Below are 18,515 nucleotides of genomic sequence, written 5' to 3' on the forward strand. Positions count from 1 at the left end.
CAGTTTTCGTAGAGGGGATCGACACACCTTGAAGCTTTTCTTTATTGATCAGAGTGGCAACCTAGGGGGCGCGGAGCTGTGCCTAGCCGATATTGCTCAGTCTTTTGAAACGCCCGTGCTGATTGGGCTGCTGCAGGATGGCCCCTTTCGCGAGCGGCTTGAGTCGCTGCAGGTGCCAGTGCAGGTGCTCACAAAGCAGGCCTTACAGGTACGCAAAGAGAGTGGTCTGGCGGCGGGTCTAAAAAGCCTGCAGCAGCTCATTCCCCTGATTCAAAAAGCGGCTCGAACGGCGGCTGACTACGATGCGATCTACGCCAACACGCCTAAGGCGTTAGTAGTAGGGGCGTTGGCCAGCGCCCTCAGTCGCCGCCCGCTGGTCTACCACCTGCACGACATTATTGCTCCTGAGCATTTCAGTAAAACCAACCGGCAGCTGCTGATCTTTTTGGCCAATCGCTTTGCCCGTCTAGTGATTGCCAACTCCAACGCCAGCAAGGCAGCTTTTATTGAGGCGGGAGGACAGGCCGACAAGGTTGAGGTGGTCTATAACGGCTTTGACCTGGATGCGTATCCGGTAGCGGTGGCCCTAGAGGAGCCGAGGGCGGCGCTGCGGCAGGAGTTGGGGCTGAGCAATCGCTTTGTGGTTGGCCACTTTAGCCGCCTAGCTCCCTGGAAGGGCCAGCATATCTTGCTAGAAGCGCTCACCCATCTACCGGAAGATGTGGTGGCGCTATTTGTGGGCGATGCTCTGTTTGGCGAAGATGCCTATGTTGAAGCGCTGCACCAACAAGTCAAGGACCAAGGCCTGAGCGATCGCATTCGCTTTTTGGGCTTTCAGTCAGACATTCCCCGGCTGATGGCGGCCTGCGACTTGGTGGCCCACACCTCTACTGCGCCAGAGCCATTTGGTCGGGTGATTGTGGAGGCTATGCTGTGCGCTCGGCCAGTAATTGCGGCAGCGGCGGGTGGGGCAGTGGAGCTGGTGGAGCCGGGCCAGACAGGGTGGCTGTGCCCGCCGGGGGATGCTGACAAGCTAGCAGCGCTGATCTTGAGCTGCCGGGATCAGCCTGAGTTTACTCAAGCGGTAGCGCAGCGGGCAGACCAAACGGCCCGGCAGCGGTTTAACTTAACTGAAACTAATCAGCAAATTCGGTCTCATCTGCAGGCTCTTTTGGAGCGTTAATTCACAGTAGAGTCTCGTTCTAATCACCATGATAGAAAATCAGTCTCTTTTAAAGGTGAAGCCCGCTTTTTTGTTTCTGCTGCTGGTCGCATTTACCTACACGGTTCTCTTTTTTGCGATGGACCAGCTGCGCGGTCCGTTTTGGATTGATGAGGCGTGGTTTTGGGAAACGAGCCAACAGTTTAGCCAAAGCCTGATCCCAACGCTGGATCAGCTGCGCAACTACAACGAGCTGAATACGCCGCTGCCGTTTATCCTCTACGGCATGCTGGAGTATTTGTTTGATGATGGCCTGTTTGCGGGCAGGCTTCTAAACTTTTTGCTGTCGATAGCAATTGTGTTTTTGATTGGCTGGCCAGGGCAAGGCAAGCGCTTTAAGCCAATTCTCGCTGTGCTGGGCCTATTTTTATTTCCCTATTTTTTGTGGCTAAGCGCCAGATTTTATACAGACCTGATTGCCTCTATCTTCGCGCTGCTGGGCGTTGTGTTTTACCTGCGCAAGCAGCCCATCGTTAGCGGGCTGGTTTTTATTCTGGCGATCGCATCTCGGCAATACATGGTGGCGTTTCCGGTTGCGATCGCAGCCCATGAGCTAGTCATTGCCATTCGTTATCGGCAGCGGCCTAGCCTCAGCTTTTTTCTGCCCTTTTTTGCGGCGCTGTCGCTGCTGGGGTGGTTTGTGCTATTTGGCGGGCTGGCCCCGCAAAATGCACTGGCTTCGCGGCCGGCTCCAGATGTGCAGTATTCGTTCTGGGCCTTGTTGCCAAGCAGCAGCATATTTTTTCTATCCAGCATTGGGCTATCTTTTGTGATTCCAGAGTTTCTGCTGCTTTACCGCAGGCTCGACTGGAGCGCTGTTTTTTCTAAAAAGTCGCTGCTGATTGCAGGCGGGCTGCTGCTGCTGTTTATCATCTTTCCGCCGCCCGAATCAGCTAAGGGATTGGTGTGGCGGGTGGCCGAGGCTCCAGATGGAGTGCTGTTCATTCCCCGCCTGACAATTCAGCGGGGCGTGTATTATGGGCTGGCGCTCTTGACCTGCCTGCGGTTCTCTAATTTAGGCTTGGGGGGGTGGATGGTGCTTTTCAACGCCCTGATCATGCTCAAAGCTTTTCCTTGGGACCGCTATTCGCTGCCGCTGATCATTGTCCTGTGGTATTTACAGTCAAAGAACCAGCTAGATCATCCTCTCGCAAGATCTCCAGTGCCTGCCCCTGAGAGGGTAGAGGAAGCGCCCCCTCCAGCCAAGACTGGAATCGCGTGAGGGACAGGAGCGTGCGAATCGGTTAATGGTGCTGGCAGCCAGCGCCATTACAGCCATTTTTGCCTGCATTCGCCACCTGTGCACCCATCCACGCCATCCACCCTAGCCTGTAGCTTACTGATCTGATTTTGTAGAATCTCGTTCTGGTCATCATGATAGAAAATCAGCCTCTCTTAAAGGTCAAGCCCGCCTTTTTATTTCTGCTGCTGATTGCATTTACCTACACGGTTCTCTTTTTCGCGATGGACCAGCTGCGCGGTCCGTTTTGGATCGATGAGGCGTGGTTTTGGGAAACGAGCCAGCAGTTTAGCCAAAGCCTGATCCCAACGCTGGATCAGCTGCGCAACTACAACGAGCTGAATACGCCGCTGCCGTTTATCCTCTACGGCATGCTGGAGTATTTGTTTGACGATGGCCTGTTTGCGGGCAGGCTCCTAAATTTTTTGCTGTCGATAGCAATTGTGTTTTTAATTGGCTGGCCGGGGCAAGGCAAGCACTTTAAGCCGATTCTCGCCGTGCTAGGCCTATTTTTATTTCCCTATTTTTTGTGGCTAAGCGCCAGATTTTATACAGACCTGATTGCCTCTATCTTCGCGCTGCTGGGCGTTGTGTTTTATCTACGCAAGCAGCCCATCGTTAGCGGGCTGGTTTTTATTCTGGCGATCGCATCTCGGCAGTATATGGTGGCGTTTCCGGTTGCGATCGCAGCCCATGAGCTGGTCATCGCCATTCGTCATCGGCAGCGGCCTAGCCTCAGCTTTTTTCTGCCCTTTTTTGCGGCGCTGTCGTTGCTGGGGTGGTTTGTACTGTTTGGCGGGCTGACCCCGCAAAATGCACTGGCGGCGCGGCCTGCCCCAGAGGTGCAGCAGTCACTTTGGGCCTTGTTGCCGAACAGCGGCCTATTTTTTCTATCCGGCCTCGGGCTGGCTTTTGTGATTCCAGAGTTTTTGCTGTTTTACCGCAGGCTGGATTGGAAAGCGGTGTTTAGCAAGAAGTCGCTGCTGATCGCGGTCGGGCTGCTAGTGCTGTTTATTGTCTTTCCGCCACCTGACTTTGCGCGCGGGCTAGCGTGGCGGGTAGGGGGGCTAATGCCGCTGCTGCCCCTGCGACAGGCGTTGTTTTATGGTCTGGCGGTTTTGACGTGCTTACGGTTTGCCAATCTCAGCCTGGCCTCGTGGATGGTGCTTTTCAACGCTTTGATTATGATGAAGGCGTTTCCCTGGGATCGCTATGCACTGCCGCTGCTGATTGTCCTGTGGTATCTGCAGGCGAGGAACCAGATGGACCATCCGCTGGCGGGGATGCGATCGCACCCCTCCGATCGCGCAGCAGCAGGGGCCGAAGATACCGAAGCGATTGAGATGGCCTGAGGTGCTGCTGTTGGCAGTAGGTGGGGGTGGGCAGAGTGGATGGGCGGATGAGTAGCGGCTATTTGGAGAACCGGTATTGCCTGAAGTGAGGGGATTTAGTCAGAAAAGAATTTAGCGCAGAAAAAAACCGGAGTAGAATGCTCCGGCTGATGGATATGGCTCTCTAGGTCTTTTGAAACCAGGATGGGCTTCAAGCAGCTAGAGGATTAGGAGGGTTCGATCGATCTTCTCCTCGCAACGGGTCTGGTGAATTAGTCTTCGGCAGACTCTTCAGAGTCATCCCGGCGCTTCCGCAGGGCGGTTAGGCCCATACCGATGAGGCCGGGCAGCAGGGCTGGGGTCGGCACTGCGGTAACGCTGCCTTCGAGGGGGAACAGGAAGGCTGCACTACCCCGGAAGGGGAAGGGAGCGGGAGTCTCTACACCTTCAAAGCTATCGAGATTTCCGCCGCCGACTAGGCTAATGGTGTCACCAAACCGAGCGCTTCCCAAGTTAGAAGCAAACTCTAGCTTCAGGAGGCTCTGAAGCGAAGGGGTGCTTTCACTGGTAGAAAACCAGGCTTTAACGCCGTTAGAGGCTAAGCCAGGAACTAGACCATCGTAATCGCGATCCAAAAGATCAGAGGTGATCTTGATGTTGGAGTATCCATTGACATCATCGTAATCAAATGAGCCTGTGAGCTTACCTACAGAGGTGGTTGGGCTCAGGGAAGATTCGAAGATGTTGGCATTGATCTTAAAGGTCAGGGCCGAAGCGGGGTCTGCTCCCATCAGCACCATGCTGGCGGCGGTACCCGCCATGGTGACGGACAGTGCAAGATTTTTGAAAGATTGAGTTGTAGACATCATTGCCATTACCTTTGTTTAGATTGCAGGTATGTCTTGGTAGATTCCCTGTTCAGGTAGATGACTGGGTAGATGTCCTATGGCTGATTCCTATAGTCGCCGATACAATGCCTCGGGCGCGGGCAGAACGCTAGATCTGTTTTGTGGGTCGGCGTTTGATTAGCGTCATCACGGTGTAGTGAAAAACAGTCAACAAAATACTAGAAAAGATTTGGCCGCCCCAGGTTCCATGCCAGAAGTTAAATGATTCTTTGCCCCAATAGACGGCAGCAATGGCTAACAGCATGATCCGAGGAACGTTGAAGATGAGGGCCAGCACGATACCCATGGCCATGATAGCTAATGTGGTGTGCCAGCGCTGTTGATAAAACAGGCCCATAATCAGTCCGGCGGCGGCCATGGTAAAGGCCATGTTGAAGCCGTTGCAGCCCCACCCCACTTCTACGGCTCCGTTAGGCGGCAAAAAGACAAGGATGCCCTTCGCAACGGCGGGTCTGCCAACGGCGCTTAAGGCGGCAGCTCCGGCCTGGGCCATGATTTGCTCTAGAAATAGGGGGGGTGTGAGGGCTTCCCAGAGGATGCGGGCAAACAGGCCAGGTTTGGGATAGGCAGTGATGACAAACAGCAGGGTCGGTAGGGGGTAGCAGGTAAAGAACTGAATGCCCCAAGAGCTGACGGTGATGCCTGCCAAAATCAATAGCCACAGGATGGCCTGGGGCCAGACGGCAAAGCGACAGAGGGGAAAGGCTGCAACGCTGCAGAGGATCAACAGGTGACCGATGACCTGATCTGGCTCGGAGGCTTCGAGCTGGGCGATTTTTTGTCGGTTGGTCCAGATCTGTTTGAGGCCTAGGGCTAGGGCGGCTCCAATTAGGGGCAACCCAGCGGAGCCGTGTTGCAGTCGACCGACGAGGGCGGGCAGCCAGGTCTGTAGATAGACCAGACCCATACATAGCCCCATCAATACAAACCGACCATGCCAGTCTCTAACTGCAGCTTTGAGATAAGACAGGCCCCACTGTCTAAACAGCAAGGTCTGCTTCATTACCGCCTCTTGCGGGAGCCGCTGCTAGAGGAGAGGGCTGTGCGCCCGAGGCTGATGAGCCCAATGCCAACGACGACCAGGTTGCTGGTGCTGGCAATTCCGGTGCGGGTAATGGTGGTTTTGGCGTTTTGCTTGAGGGCTTCTGCCTGGGAGGTGATTTGCTGGGTGGCCTGCTCTAGCTGCTCGGGAGAGGGTGGGGCGGCCAGGTCTGGGTTGGTCTGGCTCTGCTCTACTTGGGTCTGCAGCTGGGCGGCCTGTTGGCCGATGTTGGTGAGGGCTTGGGCCTGGAGGGTAAGGCTGTCGCGGATGACGACGATGGAGGTGAGCAGAAATAATACGCCGATGCTGAGGGCGGCATAGGAGAGGAGTTTGCGAATTTGGGGAATGTCCCAAATGCTGTAGGCGAATAGGGCCATGCCAAACAGCAGGATGATGCTGCGATCGCTCATCTGCTGCAGGAGGCCAGCTCGCCAGGCGGCTCCTGCACTCGGCGGTAGGGCCAGCACGGCCATATCGATGAAGAAGCCGATGAGGCAGGCTAGCCCGACGATGCGGCAGAGTATTGGCCCGCTGAAGGAGCTAGGGGAGGCTTGATTTGGAAAGCTAACCATAAGGACAACCTGTTGCAGAGGGTTGGGTGTGAATGGTTGAGTGCAGGTATAGAACAACCGGTAGGGCACCTCTGCGAAACCGGGCGATTTATCTTTTGCTTGAGCCAATGCTTTGGGAGCAAGTGATAAAGGGCCGGTGGCTTGAAATGTCTGCTTTGCAAAGCAGGGTTCAAACTGAAGGCATCTTAAGTAAAGGTTTTGCTTTCCACCAATAGTCTTTAAGGGGTTTTACACAAGCTTTACTGTTTTGGGGATCTGTTTGGTTTTATTTGAGGTAAGCGTTTTTTGGGGAACTTGGTGACTCTATAGGGGTCGTAGGGTGAAGGCGTACTTGATAGTTTTGGCTGGGCCTAGCGATTGATCGCGGGCATGGGAACTCGGTTTGTTGTGGTGTCTTCTAGTTGAATAGGTTTGCCCCTGGCTAGGTGAGGTGAGGTGGGGCTAATGTTTGAATTTGAAAGAAAAAAACTGAACGGGGAAATTTGGGCAAAAAAAAAGGCCGGAGTGAAACACTCCGGCCAGATCTTTGAAGAAGTTGTTTAACGCTCTAAGCCTTGTTGGCATTAGAGGGTTATGAGGTTAGGCAATTGTGAGGCTCTGTTGCAGAAGATTGCTTGGACTAGGCTTCTGCAGAGTCTTCGGAACCCTCCTTACGCTTGCGCAGCGCTGCAACGCCCATGCCGATGAGGCCGGGGAGCAGGGCTGGGGTGGGAACGGCTGTGAAATCCCCGGTAAAGGTGTTGTTAAGGGAAGTGAATGCAACTTGTCCTACACCCTGGGTACCATTGCCAAAGAAACCCTTAAAGTTGAACCGCATGTCTGCGTCGAAGATCGCAGAAGTGGCGAAGAAGTCAAAGTCATCACCGTTAACATCCACAAGTTTAAAGGGGGAAAATGCACTGATGCTGCTAACGTCTGTGACATTAGCAAATTGAATGTTAACCCGTCTAGGGTTGTTAGGGTCTGGTGCTGGTGCCAGTGAAGTAAAGCCAAGGTTGGCAAAAGTAATGAAAGCCGTCTCGTCAAAACCAGGCAAACCAGGAATAGGAGAAGTGAAGTTAATTGAGTTTGGGGTAAAAACTCCTTGTCCAGAGATTGAGTACGTGCTGCCGATTTGAACAGCTTCTGCAGGGGCAGATATCGCTAGAAAAGCGGTAGCGACCACGCTTACCGCAGCAAAGTTTTTGAGCGATTGAGTTACAGACATCGTTGCCATTACCTTTTTTTGAAATTAGTGGGTATAAATTGGTAGATACCCTAAGTAGGTAGATGACTAGTAAATGTCACAGGCTGATTCTAGGTTCACCGATACAATGCCTCGGACGCGGGCAGCTCACAGGTCCCTAGTATTATTAGAAAGAGTTTTTAATCAGACGATGCCATTGTTTTTTGGGTTTCTGATATCTATGCTAGGTATAAGTTTTGTAGGATGGGCAAAGCAAAGCGTGCCCATCACAGTACGGCTCTAAACGATGGGCACGGGCTATCGCCCTTTGCCCATCCTACTAGCTACGTATAAGTGCAGCTCTTTACAATTGCTGCCTCTACCTTGCTGGTTGGCGATTGATTAAGGCCATCACAGCATAGTAGAAGACGGTAAACAATACGCTGGAAAAGAGCTGTCCACCCCAGTGGCCATGCCAGAACTTAAATGAGGCTTCGCCCCAATAGACTGACGCAATGGTGAGCAGCATAATTCTAGGAACGTTGAAGATGAGGGCTAGAACGGTGCCAACCGCCATAATCGACAGGGTGTTGTACCAGCGCTGCTTGTAGAAAAGGCCCATAATTAGTCCGGCAGCGGCCATGGTAAAGGCCATGTTGAAGCCGTTGCAACCCCAGTCAACATTTACGGCTCCGGCTGGGGGCAGGGCGACGATGCTGCCTTCTGCGATCGCAGGTTGCCCAATTACTCTTAAAGCGGCGGCTCCTGCGTGGGCCATGATCACTTCAAGAAATTCACAAGGGCTTTATCTCCTCTGACGGGGTCTACCTGCGGTGCCGCTAGAAGTCATGGAGGCTCGGCCCAAGCTAATGAGACCAATGCCAACAACGACGAAGTTGCTAGTACTGGCGATGCTGGCTCGGGTAATGGTGGTTTTAGCGTTTTGCTTGAGGGTTTCTGCCTGAGCGTTGATTTGTTGAGTAGCCTGCTCAAACTGCTCATTGGTGACTGAGGCTGCGTCCGGGTTGGTGCGGCTCTCTTCAACTTGAGTCTGTAACTCGGCTGCTTGTTGGCCGATGTTTTCAAGGGTTTGACTTTGAAGCATGAGACTGTCGCGGATGACCAAAATGCAGAATAGCAGGAACAAAACGCCAATACTGAGGGCAGCGTAGGAGAGGATCTTGCGGATTTGGGAGATCTCCCAAACACTGTAGGCGATTAGGGCAATGCCAAAGAGCAGGATGATGCTGCGATCGCCCATCTGCTGCAAAATGCCTACGCGCCAGGCAGCGCCAGCACTAGGAGGGAGGGCCAGCACGGTCATATCGACGAGGAAGCCGACAATACAAGCTAAGCCGACGATGCGGCAAAGTACTTGACTGCCAAACGAACTGGAAGAAATTTGATTTGAAATGCTAACCATATCAACAACTTGACCCAAAGGATTTAGACGCGAATAAGTGAATGAAGAGCAAGTACTCAAGGCAGTGGCTGAGATTTGAGTACCACCATGAGCTAAGTTAGTTTGAGGGGCCGCCCCAAACCAAAATTAAGCAGATAATACGGTGGCAACTGCCTCAAGCAGCAAAATTAAGAAGTAGAAGGATTGGCGGCTCTACGTTGGCACGGGTTGTGGAACGAGTAGCTAGGTAGGGCACCACTGCTGCACCAAATCACCCTTTTTTCTGAGGATTTAGCTAATTCAGCAGCACTGAAACTGAAATAATCATAGAAGGCTAATTGGCAATGCTGCAAGAAGTTCTAAGGGATTTTTACAGCAGTTCTATTGATTAGAGAGATCCTGTAGGTTGAAGCGAAACAGCATGCCAAGGAATTGTAGGCAAGCAGACTAGCCGAGCGAGGCCAAGTTAAGAACGTATCGACAAAACGGCTAGGCTAACTTTCGGGAACGGTGTTTGATAATAGCCATCACAGCGTAGTAATAAACAGTGAACAACGCTCCAGAGAAAATTTGCCCTCCCCAAGTCCCATGCCAGAAGTTGAAGGAAGCTTCTCCCCAATGAATCGATGCAACTGTTAATAGCATGATTCGAGGAATGTTAAAAATCAATGCCATAACTGCACCAACAATGGTCATGATAAAAACAGTAGGGCCACGCTGCTTAAGTAAAATGCCAAGGAAAAAACCAGTTGCAGCCATGGTGCAGGCCATACTAAAGCCATTGCAGCCCCAGTCTACATGAACAGAACCTTCAGGTGGCAAAACTACGAGACTACCTTCTGAGATTGCGGGCAGGCCAATTAGCCTAAGTCCGAATGCTCCACTCCAAGCCATAAACCGATTTAAGTAGTCATGGGGAGTCAGCGTTTCCCAAAGGACTCGAGCAAGGATACCAGGTTTGGGATAAACCGTAACAGCAATGAGCAAGCTAGGGAGGGGAAAATGCTTAAAAAAGACAATCCCCCACGTACTAATAACGATACCGCTGAGAGCGCAGAACCATAGTATGCTTTGCGCCCACACGGCGAAGCTGCAGAAAGGAAACAGAACAACACTGCATAGGATCAGCAGATGGCCTAAAAATTCATCCGATTCAGATACTTGCAGTTGAACTATTGCCTGACGACTTTTCCAAAGTTGCCAAAGACCCATGGCTACACAGCCTAAAATTAGAGGCATGGCACCTGAACCTTGAAGAGTTCGGGTACCTAAGTGGAAAAGCCAAATTGGAAAATAGATTAACCCTACGGTGAGTCCAGCTAAGACAAATCGGCCATGCCAGGATTTAAAGGAGTTTCTCAAATAGGCCGGGCTCTGTTTCACGTTTCCTAAAAAAGTATTCATTTTATCTTGCTTATTTATGCTGCTCTTCTCACCAGTATTTTTTTTAGGGAGAGTTACACAAATGTTGTGAATCAGGAAGTGCCTTTATCTTTTACTTCTTCATAAAAAGCAGCCATTGACTTTGCCTTTTCCTCCCAAGAAAAGCTCTTTACGAAGAGAAATCCTGCCTTTCCCATCTCTATGCGTTTCTCTGGGTTCTCAAACATATACTCAACTGCTTGAGCCATTTTTTGAACAGTTTCATTTGGATCTTTTGCGGGAACTTTAATAGCAACTGTAGATGGCAGAAAATCTCTTGCGCCGTGGTGATCTAAAGCAATGATTGGCAATCCATGAGCCATCGCTTCCAATAATTGAGAGCCAAAAGTATCTCTCAAGCTCGAGAAAAGAAAAACATCGTTCTGAAGATACTCCTCTTTTACTTTTAGCCATGGTAGATAACCACGGTACTCGACTTTATCTTCTAGCTGAAATTCTTGCAGCCAGGCTGAAATATGAGGCTTTAAGGGGCCATCGCCAAGGATGGTCATTTTATAGAAAACCGTAGACTTTACTGCAGCTAGTGCTTGCAAAGCGAGACGCAGTCCCTTTCTAGGAGAAAGACGAGCGACCCAAAGCAACCTTAAAACTGTTGAGGGTTCTCTAATTGGAAAATCTTTTGAAAAATACTCAGGCGGTAGCCCGCAAGAAAGATGTGGTTTGGTTCGCTTTGCTCCCCCCATTTTATTTAGTAGGTCTAGGGTTTCTCGATTTTCTATTAAAACTAAGTCTGCATTCTTAACTGTTCGTGCAGCAATAAAATTAAACCTCGCAAGATTTTTGACCATGAAGCTTCTTCGCTCCTCTGCCTTCCAAGCATCAAGAAAAAAATCTTTGAATGCTGGTGGAGCAGTCTGACCTGCACCTACTGGACCAAAAATAAAAGGTTTATTGACTCGCCAAAGCTCAGAACCGAAAACTAAGCTGCCATAGTTAACATGATGAATCACATCAAAATCATGTTTTAGGTTCAGCCCTTCTGCAACTTTATATGCTTTTTTTTGCCACAATAGGTAGTGCAGGTATACTCCGACTTTATTACTAATCCTATCTTCCTTTATGTTAATCAACCGCTTTAGTAAAGCTTGAATATCAACGTAAACAAAATGAAGGTTTGGGAGAGGATTGTCCCTTAAAGCTTCTTCAATAGAACTTTTATTGTTTTTATAGCTAGCTGTAAAGGGAGAAGTCAGGACCCAAACCTCATGTCCTAACTTTGCAACATTTAAAGGGAAATTCCAGCCCTTACCATCTTCAGAACCTCGGCCTGGGTTAGAAGCATACGCAGACATCAAAATTTTCATTTCAAGGTTCTCAACAAACCAACAAAAATAGGAATGACACCAATACTCACTGAGAAGATTAAGAGAGAGTTAAGAAAAGATTAGTTTCACTGAAATAATTTAGTAAGCAGTATTCTTCCACTACTTCAAGGAAAATCAGTTACTGCCTTTAAAGGCAAATAAGCTTGTCAACAGTCTTCTATATGGTAAAAGCCAAAAAATGGGCCACAGTAATCCTCCGTGACGTTGAGAAAAAACTTTCCACTCTGTAAAAGGATGCAGCGTGACATTATCTAAAGCTAAACCTTTAGGATGATTTACTTTACTTAGTCTTTGATCGATGGAGCTTAGACTTTTATCCATACGACTACTATGTGGGTTTGGTGGGCAAGTGCCTATATATCCAGGAGTTATCCATATTGAGCATTGCTGCCGCTTCGCCCTTAAACCATAGTCATAATCTCCTAAGTCATGGTCAAAAGCTGGATCTAGATTACCAACGACTTCAATGACTGCTTTAGACAAAAGGACACAATTGCCATTCATAGTGTCGCAGGCTTTGACTTGATCACTAGGCACTTCTAAGGAAAACTGTAATGGTCGCCACCAGCAGCGTTGACGAATCCCTCCATAGGTAAGAGCACCCGTTTTAGGATCTTGAGTTGATCCAATGACAATTGATCGAGATTTCCCTCGCTCATACAATAAGTGAGCAGTATCTAATAAACGACAGATAGCATCTGGATAGAGGTGCGTATCATCATTTAACCAAAGATAAAAGTCATAGGCTTGTTTACTAGCTTCGGCAAATGCAAGACGCATGCCGCCATTCCAGAAAAGGTTACCACTTCCATAAATGATGTTGACTTCGGGAAATGCCTCTTTGACAGCTACTGCTGTACCATCAGTACTGCCGTCGTCAACCAAGTAAACCAGTAAGGAAACCGCCTCTGTCAATTCCTGGTTGTAGATTGCTCTAAGGCAAGATAAGGTTTTTTCACGCCGGTTGAAGCATGTTAGAAGTACTGCTAGAGATTCTTGTTTCATAGAAGGTTCTCAGTTTTCACTAATTTCGTTAAGAGCTTCTCTTATGTCCCTCAAAAAGATTTGCTTTCGCTCTTTAGACCAATCTAAGGCCTCCTTAGCTGCCGAAGAAGTTGACTGATTAGAGTCAATACCGGCCACAAGCAAATCAGCAAACTTTTTTGGATCGTTCGTAACTTTTACGAATGAAGGTGGATTCGAAATTCCTCGCATGGCAAATGGAGTAGCTACAATAGGCAAACCTAAGCCGATAGAGTTTAATGTTTTAATTTGAATGCCTCCTCCACAAATAGAAGGAATAGCAATGACTTTAGATTGAGCCATAAATACTTTGGCGTCTGGAGCAAATCCTTGATAATTCACATTCGGATACTGCCCATCTAGCCACTCCGCCCCTCGACCAGCAACTTCAATCCTTAACCTCTTAGGGAGATATGGGTAGACTTCTTTAAAGAACCAGCGTAGACCGTCACCGTTGGGCTTCCATATCCAACTACCAATTAAGCCAATATCAAAGGTTTTCTCTATGGAGCTGTCCGGAAGATCTCCTAAACTTGACGGCAAACCCATTACTCTTATTTTTCCAGCCCCTTCGATGCCTGAAAAGTACTTAGCGTCATTATCCGTCAATGCCCAAGTTTCTTTTGAGGTCCGGGTCAGATGTTCCTCGGTAGATTGAATAAGTTTCGCCTCTCGACTATACAGCCATTTTGCAGCTATATTTTTAGCGTCTTTAACGCGGTCAGCATAGACTTCGCATTCTATATTTTGGGCAATGGAAACTATCTTGTGCTTTTCTGCTATGAAAGGCTCAAGCCAAGCTATTTGGTAGGAATGGTCCAAAATGATAGCTTCGTATGAGTTTTGGCTAAGCAGCTCCTGAACCTTCTTAATGTATTGTTTAGAGTAATATCGGGCTGAGGTGTAAGGAAGGTTCCTAAGAAAACTTTTACTAGCCCAAAGCAGGGGGTATAACTTGGCTTCTTTAGTCTCGACATGGCAAGAACCAACTGAGATAAACTCTTCGTTAGGCTGAGGCAAGGATTCTCCAATCCTCAGAAAGCCTACTGTGGTTACTGTATAGCCGTTTTCCTGTAAGGCTTTAGTAAAGGCTTGCAAACAGATATCTGCGCCTGTCTGCTTTTGAGTTGATGGCAGAGAAGGAGTTAGGATGAGGATTTTCATTATAGTAAGTAAAAATGAGAACTAGGCTAACGATTCAAAATTTCCGAGTAGAGAGCTTTGTAGTGGTGTGCCTGTAGCTCAAGGGCAAATGCCTTCTCAGCCTTATCACGAGCATTGAGTCGTAGTTGGTTATTCTGGATTGAGTTTTCCAACACCCAGGTAATGCCTCGAGCCAAATCTTCAATTTCGTAAGGGGTAGCTAAATAACCGTTTTTGCAGTGGTCAACAATATCCATTAATCCTGTAGCGTTAAAGGCAACAACGGGAGTTCCGCAAGCTAAGGCTTCTGAGGCAGTCTGTCCGAAGGATTCTTGAACTGACGGCACAACCATAACAGTGGCAGCCGAGTAAGCCAATGCCAACGAAAGATCGTCATAAAGATGACCTAGATAGTAAGTATCACAACCTAGGTCAACGGGATTTTCGGGTTTAGATGACCCAAAGACAACAAAGGCAATCTGATCGCTTAACTTAGATTGACTGATTTTTTGCAAGGCTGGTTGTAATAAATGAAATCCCTTTCTATAGTCATCTGTAGCTCTTAATGCCCCAAACAAAATAAGTAGCTTGTCTTGGGGTAGACGAAGTACCTGTCTAGCAACAGACGGTTCAGTTGGTCGATATAGATCTGTATCGAGAGTAAAAGAAATAGTCTCTACACGTCGGTCTTTCAAAAGAGCACTTGTACGAGCGCATTGAGATATCCAGGAACTAGGTCCGACGACAGTGAGGTTTAGATCCTTCCAAGTATCAGCTTTACGCTGCCAAACAACAGAAGAAAGGTCATGCTGTTTGTCTCCTACGAGCTGTGGGCAATTTCCACAGGAATGTACATACTTTTGGCAACCTTGGTTGTAGTGGCATCCCCCTGTGAAAGGCCACATGTCTTGAAGCGTCCAGACCAAAGGCGTGTTTAATTTACGTAATTCCTCAATTCTAATAAACTCCGATCCAACCCAATGCAGATTAATAATATCAGGCTGCAAATCTTTGATTTGGCCTAACAAAAGGGAAGGAGTAATATTAATTGAGAAGAAATCAGCCTTTTCGGCTAATCGCTTGTTTAAAAACTTATTCACTAGTAGATATTCAAGCTCGGTCAGCCTAGCTGATCGAAGTTTGGCCTTAATAACAGACCTAAGAGCAGATTTCTTTTCATCTACCAGTGCCTGAGAATTAGCTCCAATTTTTAACAGGCCTTGATGCAGACGTAAAGCAGCACGACCTGCGCCGCTGTTTTCATGCTTCGCTAAATGTAAAATACGCATTGCTTAAATCCAAGATTGCAGTTCATGGTTAAATCTAAATAGATGTTCCTGATTAAACTTTTTCTTGAGTCTTCCTGGCATATACCAGAGAAGGCTATCAATCTTGGCCTGTATATAATTTCTCATACTAGGCTTAGCAGTAATGAGTTGATCGACTTCATGGTAATAAGCAGATTTGTCTCCCGAGATCTGTCCTTTATGAACTCGAAAACCACCAATATATGACTGAACGATGGAGAGCTGATACTCTTTGGCAAACTGCAACCAGAGATAATAGTCCCCAGCGTATTTCAAACTTGCGAGGAAGTCGTAATCAATTAAGTTCAATAAAGAACTAGCCCAAAAGGTAGATTCTTGCTGCAGAGGCGGCAAGGTGCGACCGTAGAAACCACAAGTAATCAGCTCTCTGCGGTACCGATAGGGTAATTCTACAGAGACGATGCTTGAATTTTCGTTGTAAACAGTGTTGTAGCCAGTGAGCCAATTAACTTTTTTAGAAGCAAAGATATCAAGAACAATATCAAAAGCACTGCTATGGTAATAATCTCCAGCATTTATATAAGCAACAATATCTCCTGAGCATTGTTTTAATCCTTTCGCCAAAGCATCGTACATACCTCTATCAGGCTCAGAAATTAACTTGATTTTGCTCGCTTGAGAGTGCTCTCTAAAGGATTGAGACTTCAGAATAGTTTCGTCAGTTGAGCCGCCATCAACGATAATGTATTCTAGTTCGCATCTAGCCTGTAATATCGCTTTTTGATTAATGACTGACTCTATGGTTTCCTCAATATAAGATTGAGCATTAAAGCAAGGAGTAACAATGGATATTTTTTTCACGACAGTAATTAGAGGAAGCAAGTAAAAATCTAGAGTTTATACTCTTCGAAGTTAAGCAATGCTAATCTACTAGAGGACTATGTTTGTGATATCACCCCATACCTATTCATCGGGAAAGCTCAACAATATAGACTGTATTAACTGAAAGATCTCTTTAAGGACCGAAAATTTCCTTTCAAAGCTTCCTTTAGGGAAATTTTTAGTCTTCTCATTGAGTCTGGCACATGAAATTTCGTCAATTCCTCGTAACAATCGGCTTCAATATTCGGTATTACCAAAGGATTGTGATGGATTGGAAACTCGATTGGGTGAGTTCCTACGTTAGCAAACATACTACTCTGATCGTACGTATGTGTTGCATTAGCCCCAAAGCCAATATTAGATATTAGGTTAACTTGAGGAATAATGCTCAATCCTCCTTGAGTAAAGCTATTAAATATCCATTGGTAATCCCAGCAAGTACTTATGTTGCCGTCATAGACATCTTGAAAAAGGTTTTTCCAGTGACGTTCGACCCAAAAATCTGTAAATAAGCTTTGAAACTCTTTTGAGTTTTTTGCTTTGGGCCACAGTTTCATCTCAATATCATAATTTTGCCAAGCTCGCCTCCAAGTAGCCCAGCCCCAACCGTGAAAATAGCGCGAGAAATAGTAACTATATTCAGTGACCTCACGACCAAATTGAGCATTTTCACCGCAAATGCTTGTAATTCTAGTATCGTCTCGATAGTACTCAAGCAGTTCTGCACAGTAGGGAAAGAAGGAAGGATGAGGGCAACAATCATCTTCAAGAATGATGGCTCTATCAACTATGCTAAAAACCCAGCTAAGGCCGGTGTACACACGTTTTTTACAGCCTAGATTCACATCAGAAAAGCTGGTAAGTAATTCGCAATCCCAATCAACTTTTTGAACTATATCTCGAGCTTGTTGACACCTTTCTAAGTCATTAGGCTTGTCTAATCGTGGTCCATCGGCAATCACCAGTAGCTTACTAGGCTTGGCCTGTCTGATAGCATCAAAGACTACTTGAGTTGTTTCTGGGCGATTAAAAATTAGTAAAGCAACAGGTACTTGCATATCAATTAATTCTTAGTCTATTAAAGTAAAATGCTAGGTTAGAGAAATCTAACTCTTAAGATATGGGTTGTAAGCGGTTATGCTTCGACGATCTTGTTTAGGATTCAACTTTATGGCTAGGATGACAAGAATAAAAAGGTTGATGTTGGGGCCAATCATACCTAATTGAAAGGTTTCACCGATATTAGAAAATATCAAAAACGTAATTAAAAGTAGGGGCAAGCGTTGCTCCTTGCCTTTAGCAGAATATGCTTTTTGAACGGCTTTATACGAAGTTTGTAGAAATAGTAGAATGAAGATAATGAGACCAAGATAACCAAGTTGAATAAAAACTTCTACAAATCCATTATGGGCGTGGGGAGCTACATAGTCGCCAAGTAGATCTGGCTTAATGTTATAGCCTGGGCTATCACTTCCTCTCCACACTTGCCAAAACCCGTTGTAACCGTAACCTAATAAAGCATTGTAGTTATTAACTTTTTCTATAAGCACCTCCCATATTAAAGTGCGCCCTGTAAAAGTAGGATCTTTGCCAAAGAAGATAGCAACTCGAGGAAAATTTGAAATAAATATCGATACAACAAAAATAGAAATAGGTCCTAAAACCGATAATATACGTAGCGATTCTTTTCTCTTTAAAAAGCGAGATGAACTAGTAAGAAAAAGAGCATAGAGGCAAGCCATTAGGGTAATTAATCCCGTAATACTATTACCCAAAATTACAAATATTGAGAAGAAACAAGCACATATAGGCGATAGCCAGTCAGCTTTTTTAGAGCCAAGCCAGTTAAGCAGCCATAGAGAAGTAATAAGGCCACATAAAATACCAAAATTTTTTCTGCCACCTATGAGCGCTCCCCATGGTTCAGTCGTGAAATAAGACGATGGTGATAAAGCAGCAGATACTAAAGTGAGAACGCCAACAACGCTAAGGCCAATCCTTAAAATTTCATCCAATTCTAGCCAGGTATATTTCTCCGCCATCTGTACAGTTATGAGGAGAGCTAGAAGGTAGCCAATGCTAGCTGTTAGCCCTACAATCGGCATTTCGGACCAAGCTGGTGATAATAGAATTATTAAAGATAGAGCAATCAGTAAAGGATTTTTAGAAATTATTCCAATAAAGCGATTAATTCTCATAAGTCCAATTTCCTGCAGAAAAAACAAGCAGAAAAAGTTTATAGAAAAAGTTGTAATGTAACTTGTTAAAGTTCCACCGTATCTTATCCATCTATCAAGAAAAGACAACGTCATGCCAATTAAGGATATTTGGAAAAGACATACGACAAATAAGTATGTGATACTTTTTTTTACAACCTGTATTTTATAAAGCCCTTTTAATATAGGACTTCCTATTAAAATAAAAATGTAAAAACAAAAGCAGATTAGTATTAAGGGCAATATAATAGGATTTCCAATAAAGTCTTGAATAAAATCTTTTGTTGACATTTACTTCCTCAAAAAATTGCTTCAATCACTTAAACGCCGCTA

General features: G+C 46.7%; 17 protein-coding genes. 3 read left to right on the top strand and 14 right to left on the bottom strand.

Features of this window, described 5'->3' with window-relative positions:
* The first annotated feature begins 28 nt into the window (after positions 1-28).
* The 3 genes from H6G13_RS23700 to H6G13_RS23710 all read left to right on the top strand — a co-directional run bounded on the left by H6G13_RS23700 (position 29) and on the right by H6G13_RS23710 (position 3,814).
* Complete coding sequence (locus tag H6G13_RS23700; protein ID WP_190487544.1) at positions 29-1,183, top strand: glycosyltransferase; 1,155 nt, start codon at positions 29-31, stop codon at positions 1,181-1,183.
* Positions 1,184-1,211: 28 nt separating this feature from the next.
* Positions 1,212-2,444: a hypothetical protein gene (locus H6G13_RS23705; protein ID WP_190487546.1), complete on the top strand. Its 1,233-nt coding sequence runs from the start codon at positions 1,212-1,214 to the stop codon at positions 2,442-2,444.
* Between the two features lie 152 nt (positions 2,445-2,596).
* Positions 2,597-3,814, top strand: a complete 1,218-nt coding sequence (locus tag H6G13_RS23710; RefSeq protein ID WP_190487548.1) for a hypothetical protein — start codon at positions 2,597-2,599, stop codon at positions 3,812-3,814.
* Between the two features lie 251 nt (positions 3,815-4,065).
* On the opposite strand, the gene H6G13_RS23715 is transcribed toward H6G13_RS23710, so the two are convergent.
* From H6G13_RS23715 to H6G13_RS23780, 14 genes are all read right to left on the bottom strand, one after another.
* Complete coding sequence (locus tag H6G13_RS23715) at positions 4,066-4,662, bottom strand: PTPA-CTERM sorting domain-containing protein (RefSeq protein ID WP_190487550.1); 597 nt, start codon at positions 4,660-4,662, stop codon at positions 4,066-4,068.
* 127 nt (positions 4,663-4,789) lie between these two features.
* Positions 4,790-5,704: a cyanoexosortase C gene (gene crtC / locus H6G13_RS23720; protein WP_190487552.1), complete on the bottom strand. Its 915-nt coding sequence runs from the start codon at positions 5,702-5,704 to the stop codon at positions 4,790-4,792.
* Complete coding sequence (locus tag H6G13_RS23725) at positions 5,704-6,315, bottom strand: hypothetical protein (protein WP_190487554.1); 612 nt, start codon at positions 6,313-6,315, stop codon at positions 5,704-5,706. Before H6G13_RS23725 ends, crtC (H6G13_RS23720) begins: the two co-directional genes overlap by 1 nt.
* A 619-nt stretch (positions 6,316-6,934) precedes the next feature.
* The gene (locus H6G13_RS23730) at positions 6,935-7,531 is read right to left on the bottom strand and encodes a PTPA-CTERM sorting domain-containing protein (protein ID WP_190487556.1); all 597 of its coding nucleotides are present in this window, start codon (positions 7,529-7,531) and stop codon (positions 6,935-6,937) included.
* 328 nt (positions 7,532-7,859) lie between these two features.
* Positions 7,860-8,258 carry an archaeosortase/exosortase family protein gene (locus H6G13_RS23735; RefSeq protein WP_190487558.1) on the bottom strand — a complete coding sequence of 133 codons (399 nt, stop codon included), beginning with the start codon at positions 8,256-8,258 and terminating at the stop codon, positions 7,860-7,862.
* A 27-nt stretch (positions 8,259-8,285) separates the two neighbouring features.
* Entirely contained in the window at positions 8,286-8,903 is a 618-nt protein-coding gene (locus H6G13_RS23740) for an HpsJ family protein (RefSeq protein WP_190487560.1), read from the bottom strand.
* Between the two features lie 468 nt (positions 8,904-9,371).
* Positions 9,372-10,286: a cyanoexosortase C gene (gene crtC, locus H6G13_RS23745; protein ID WP_190487562.1), complete on the bottom strand. Its 915-nt coding sequence runs from the start codon at positions 10,284-10,286 to the stop codon at positions 9,372-9,374.
* A 71-nt stretch (positions 10,287-10,357) separates the two neighbouring features.
* A complete protein-coding gene (locus tag H6G13_RS23750) occupies positions 10,358-11,629 on the bottom strand; it encodes a glycosyltransferase family 4 protein (RefSeq protein ID WP_190487564.1) in 1,272 nt (423 codons plus the stop codon).
* A gap of 135 nt (positions 11,630-11,764) precedes the next feature.
* A complete protein-coding gene (locus H6G13_RS23755) occupies positions 11,765-12,655 on the bottom strand; it encodes a glycosyltransferase family 2 protein (RefSeq protein WP_190487567.1) in 891 nt (296 codons plus the stop codon).
* A gap of 9 nt (positions 12,656-12,664) precedes the next feature.
* Positions 12,665-13,837, bottom strand: a complete 1,173-nt coding sequence (locus H6G13_RS23760; protein WP_190487568.1) for a glycosyltransferase family 4 protein — start codon at positions 13,835-13,837, stop codon at positions 12,665-12,667.
* A 26-nt stretch (positions 13,838-13,863) separates the two neighbouring features.
* On the bottom strand, positions 13,864-15,105 hold the full coding sequence (locus H6G13_RS23765) for a glycosyltransferase family 4 protein (RefSeq protein WP_190487571.1): 1,242 nt from the start codon (positions 15,103-15,105) through the stop codon (positions 13,864-13,866).
* Between the two features lie 3 nt (positions 15,106-15,108).
* Positions 15,109-15,945: a glycosyltransferase gene (locus H6G13_RS23770; protein WP_190487573.1), complete on the bottom strand. Its 837-nt coding sequence runs from the start codon at positions 15,943-15,945 to the stop codon at positions 15,109-15,111.
* A 137-nt stretch (positions 15,946-16,082) separates the two neighbouring features.
* Positions 16,083-17,024 carry a glycosyltransferase family 2 protein gene (locus tag H6G13_RS23775; RefSeq protein ID WP_190487575.1) on the bottom strand — a complete coding sequence of 314 codons (942 nt, stop codon included), beginning with the start codon at positions 17,022-17,024 and terminating at the stop codon, positions 16,083-16,085.
* A gap of 48 nt (positions 17,025-17,072) precedes the next feature.
* The gene (locus H6G13_RS23780) at positions 17,073-18,473 is read right to left on the bottom strand and encodes an O-antigen ligase family protein (protein ID WP_190487576.1); all 1,401 of its coding nucleotides are present in this window, start codon (positions 18,471-18,473) and stop codon (positions 17,073-17,075) included.
* Between the last annotated feature and the right edge of the window lie 42 nt (positions 18,474-18,515).

This window comes from Pseudanabaena sp. FACHB-2040 (assembly GCF_014696715.1).
GTDB lineage: Bacteria > Cyanobacteriota > Cyanobacteriia > Phormidesmidales > Phormidesmidaceae > JACVSF01.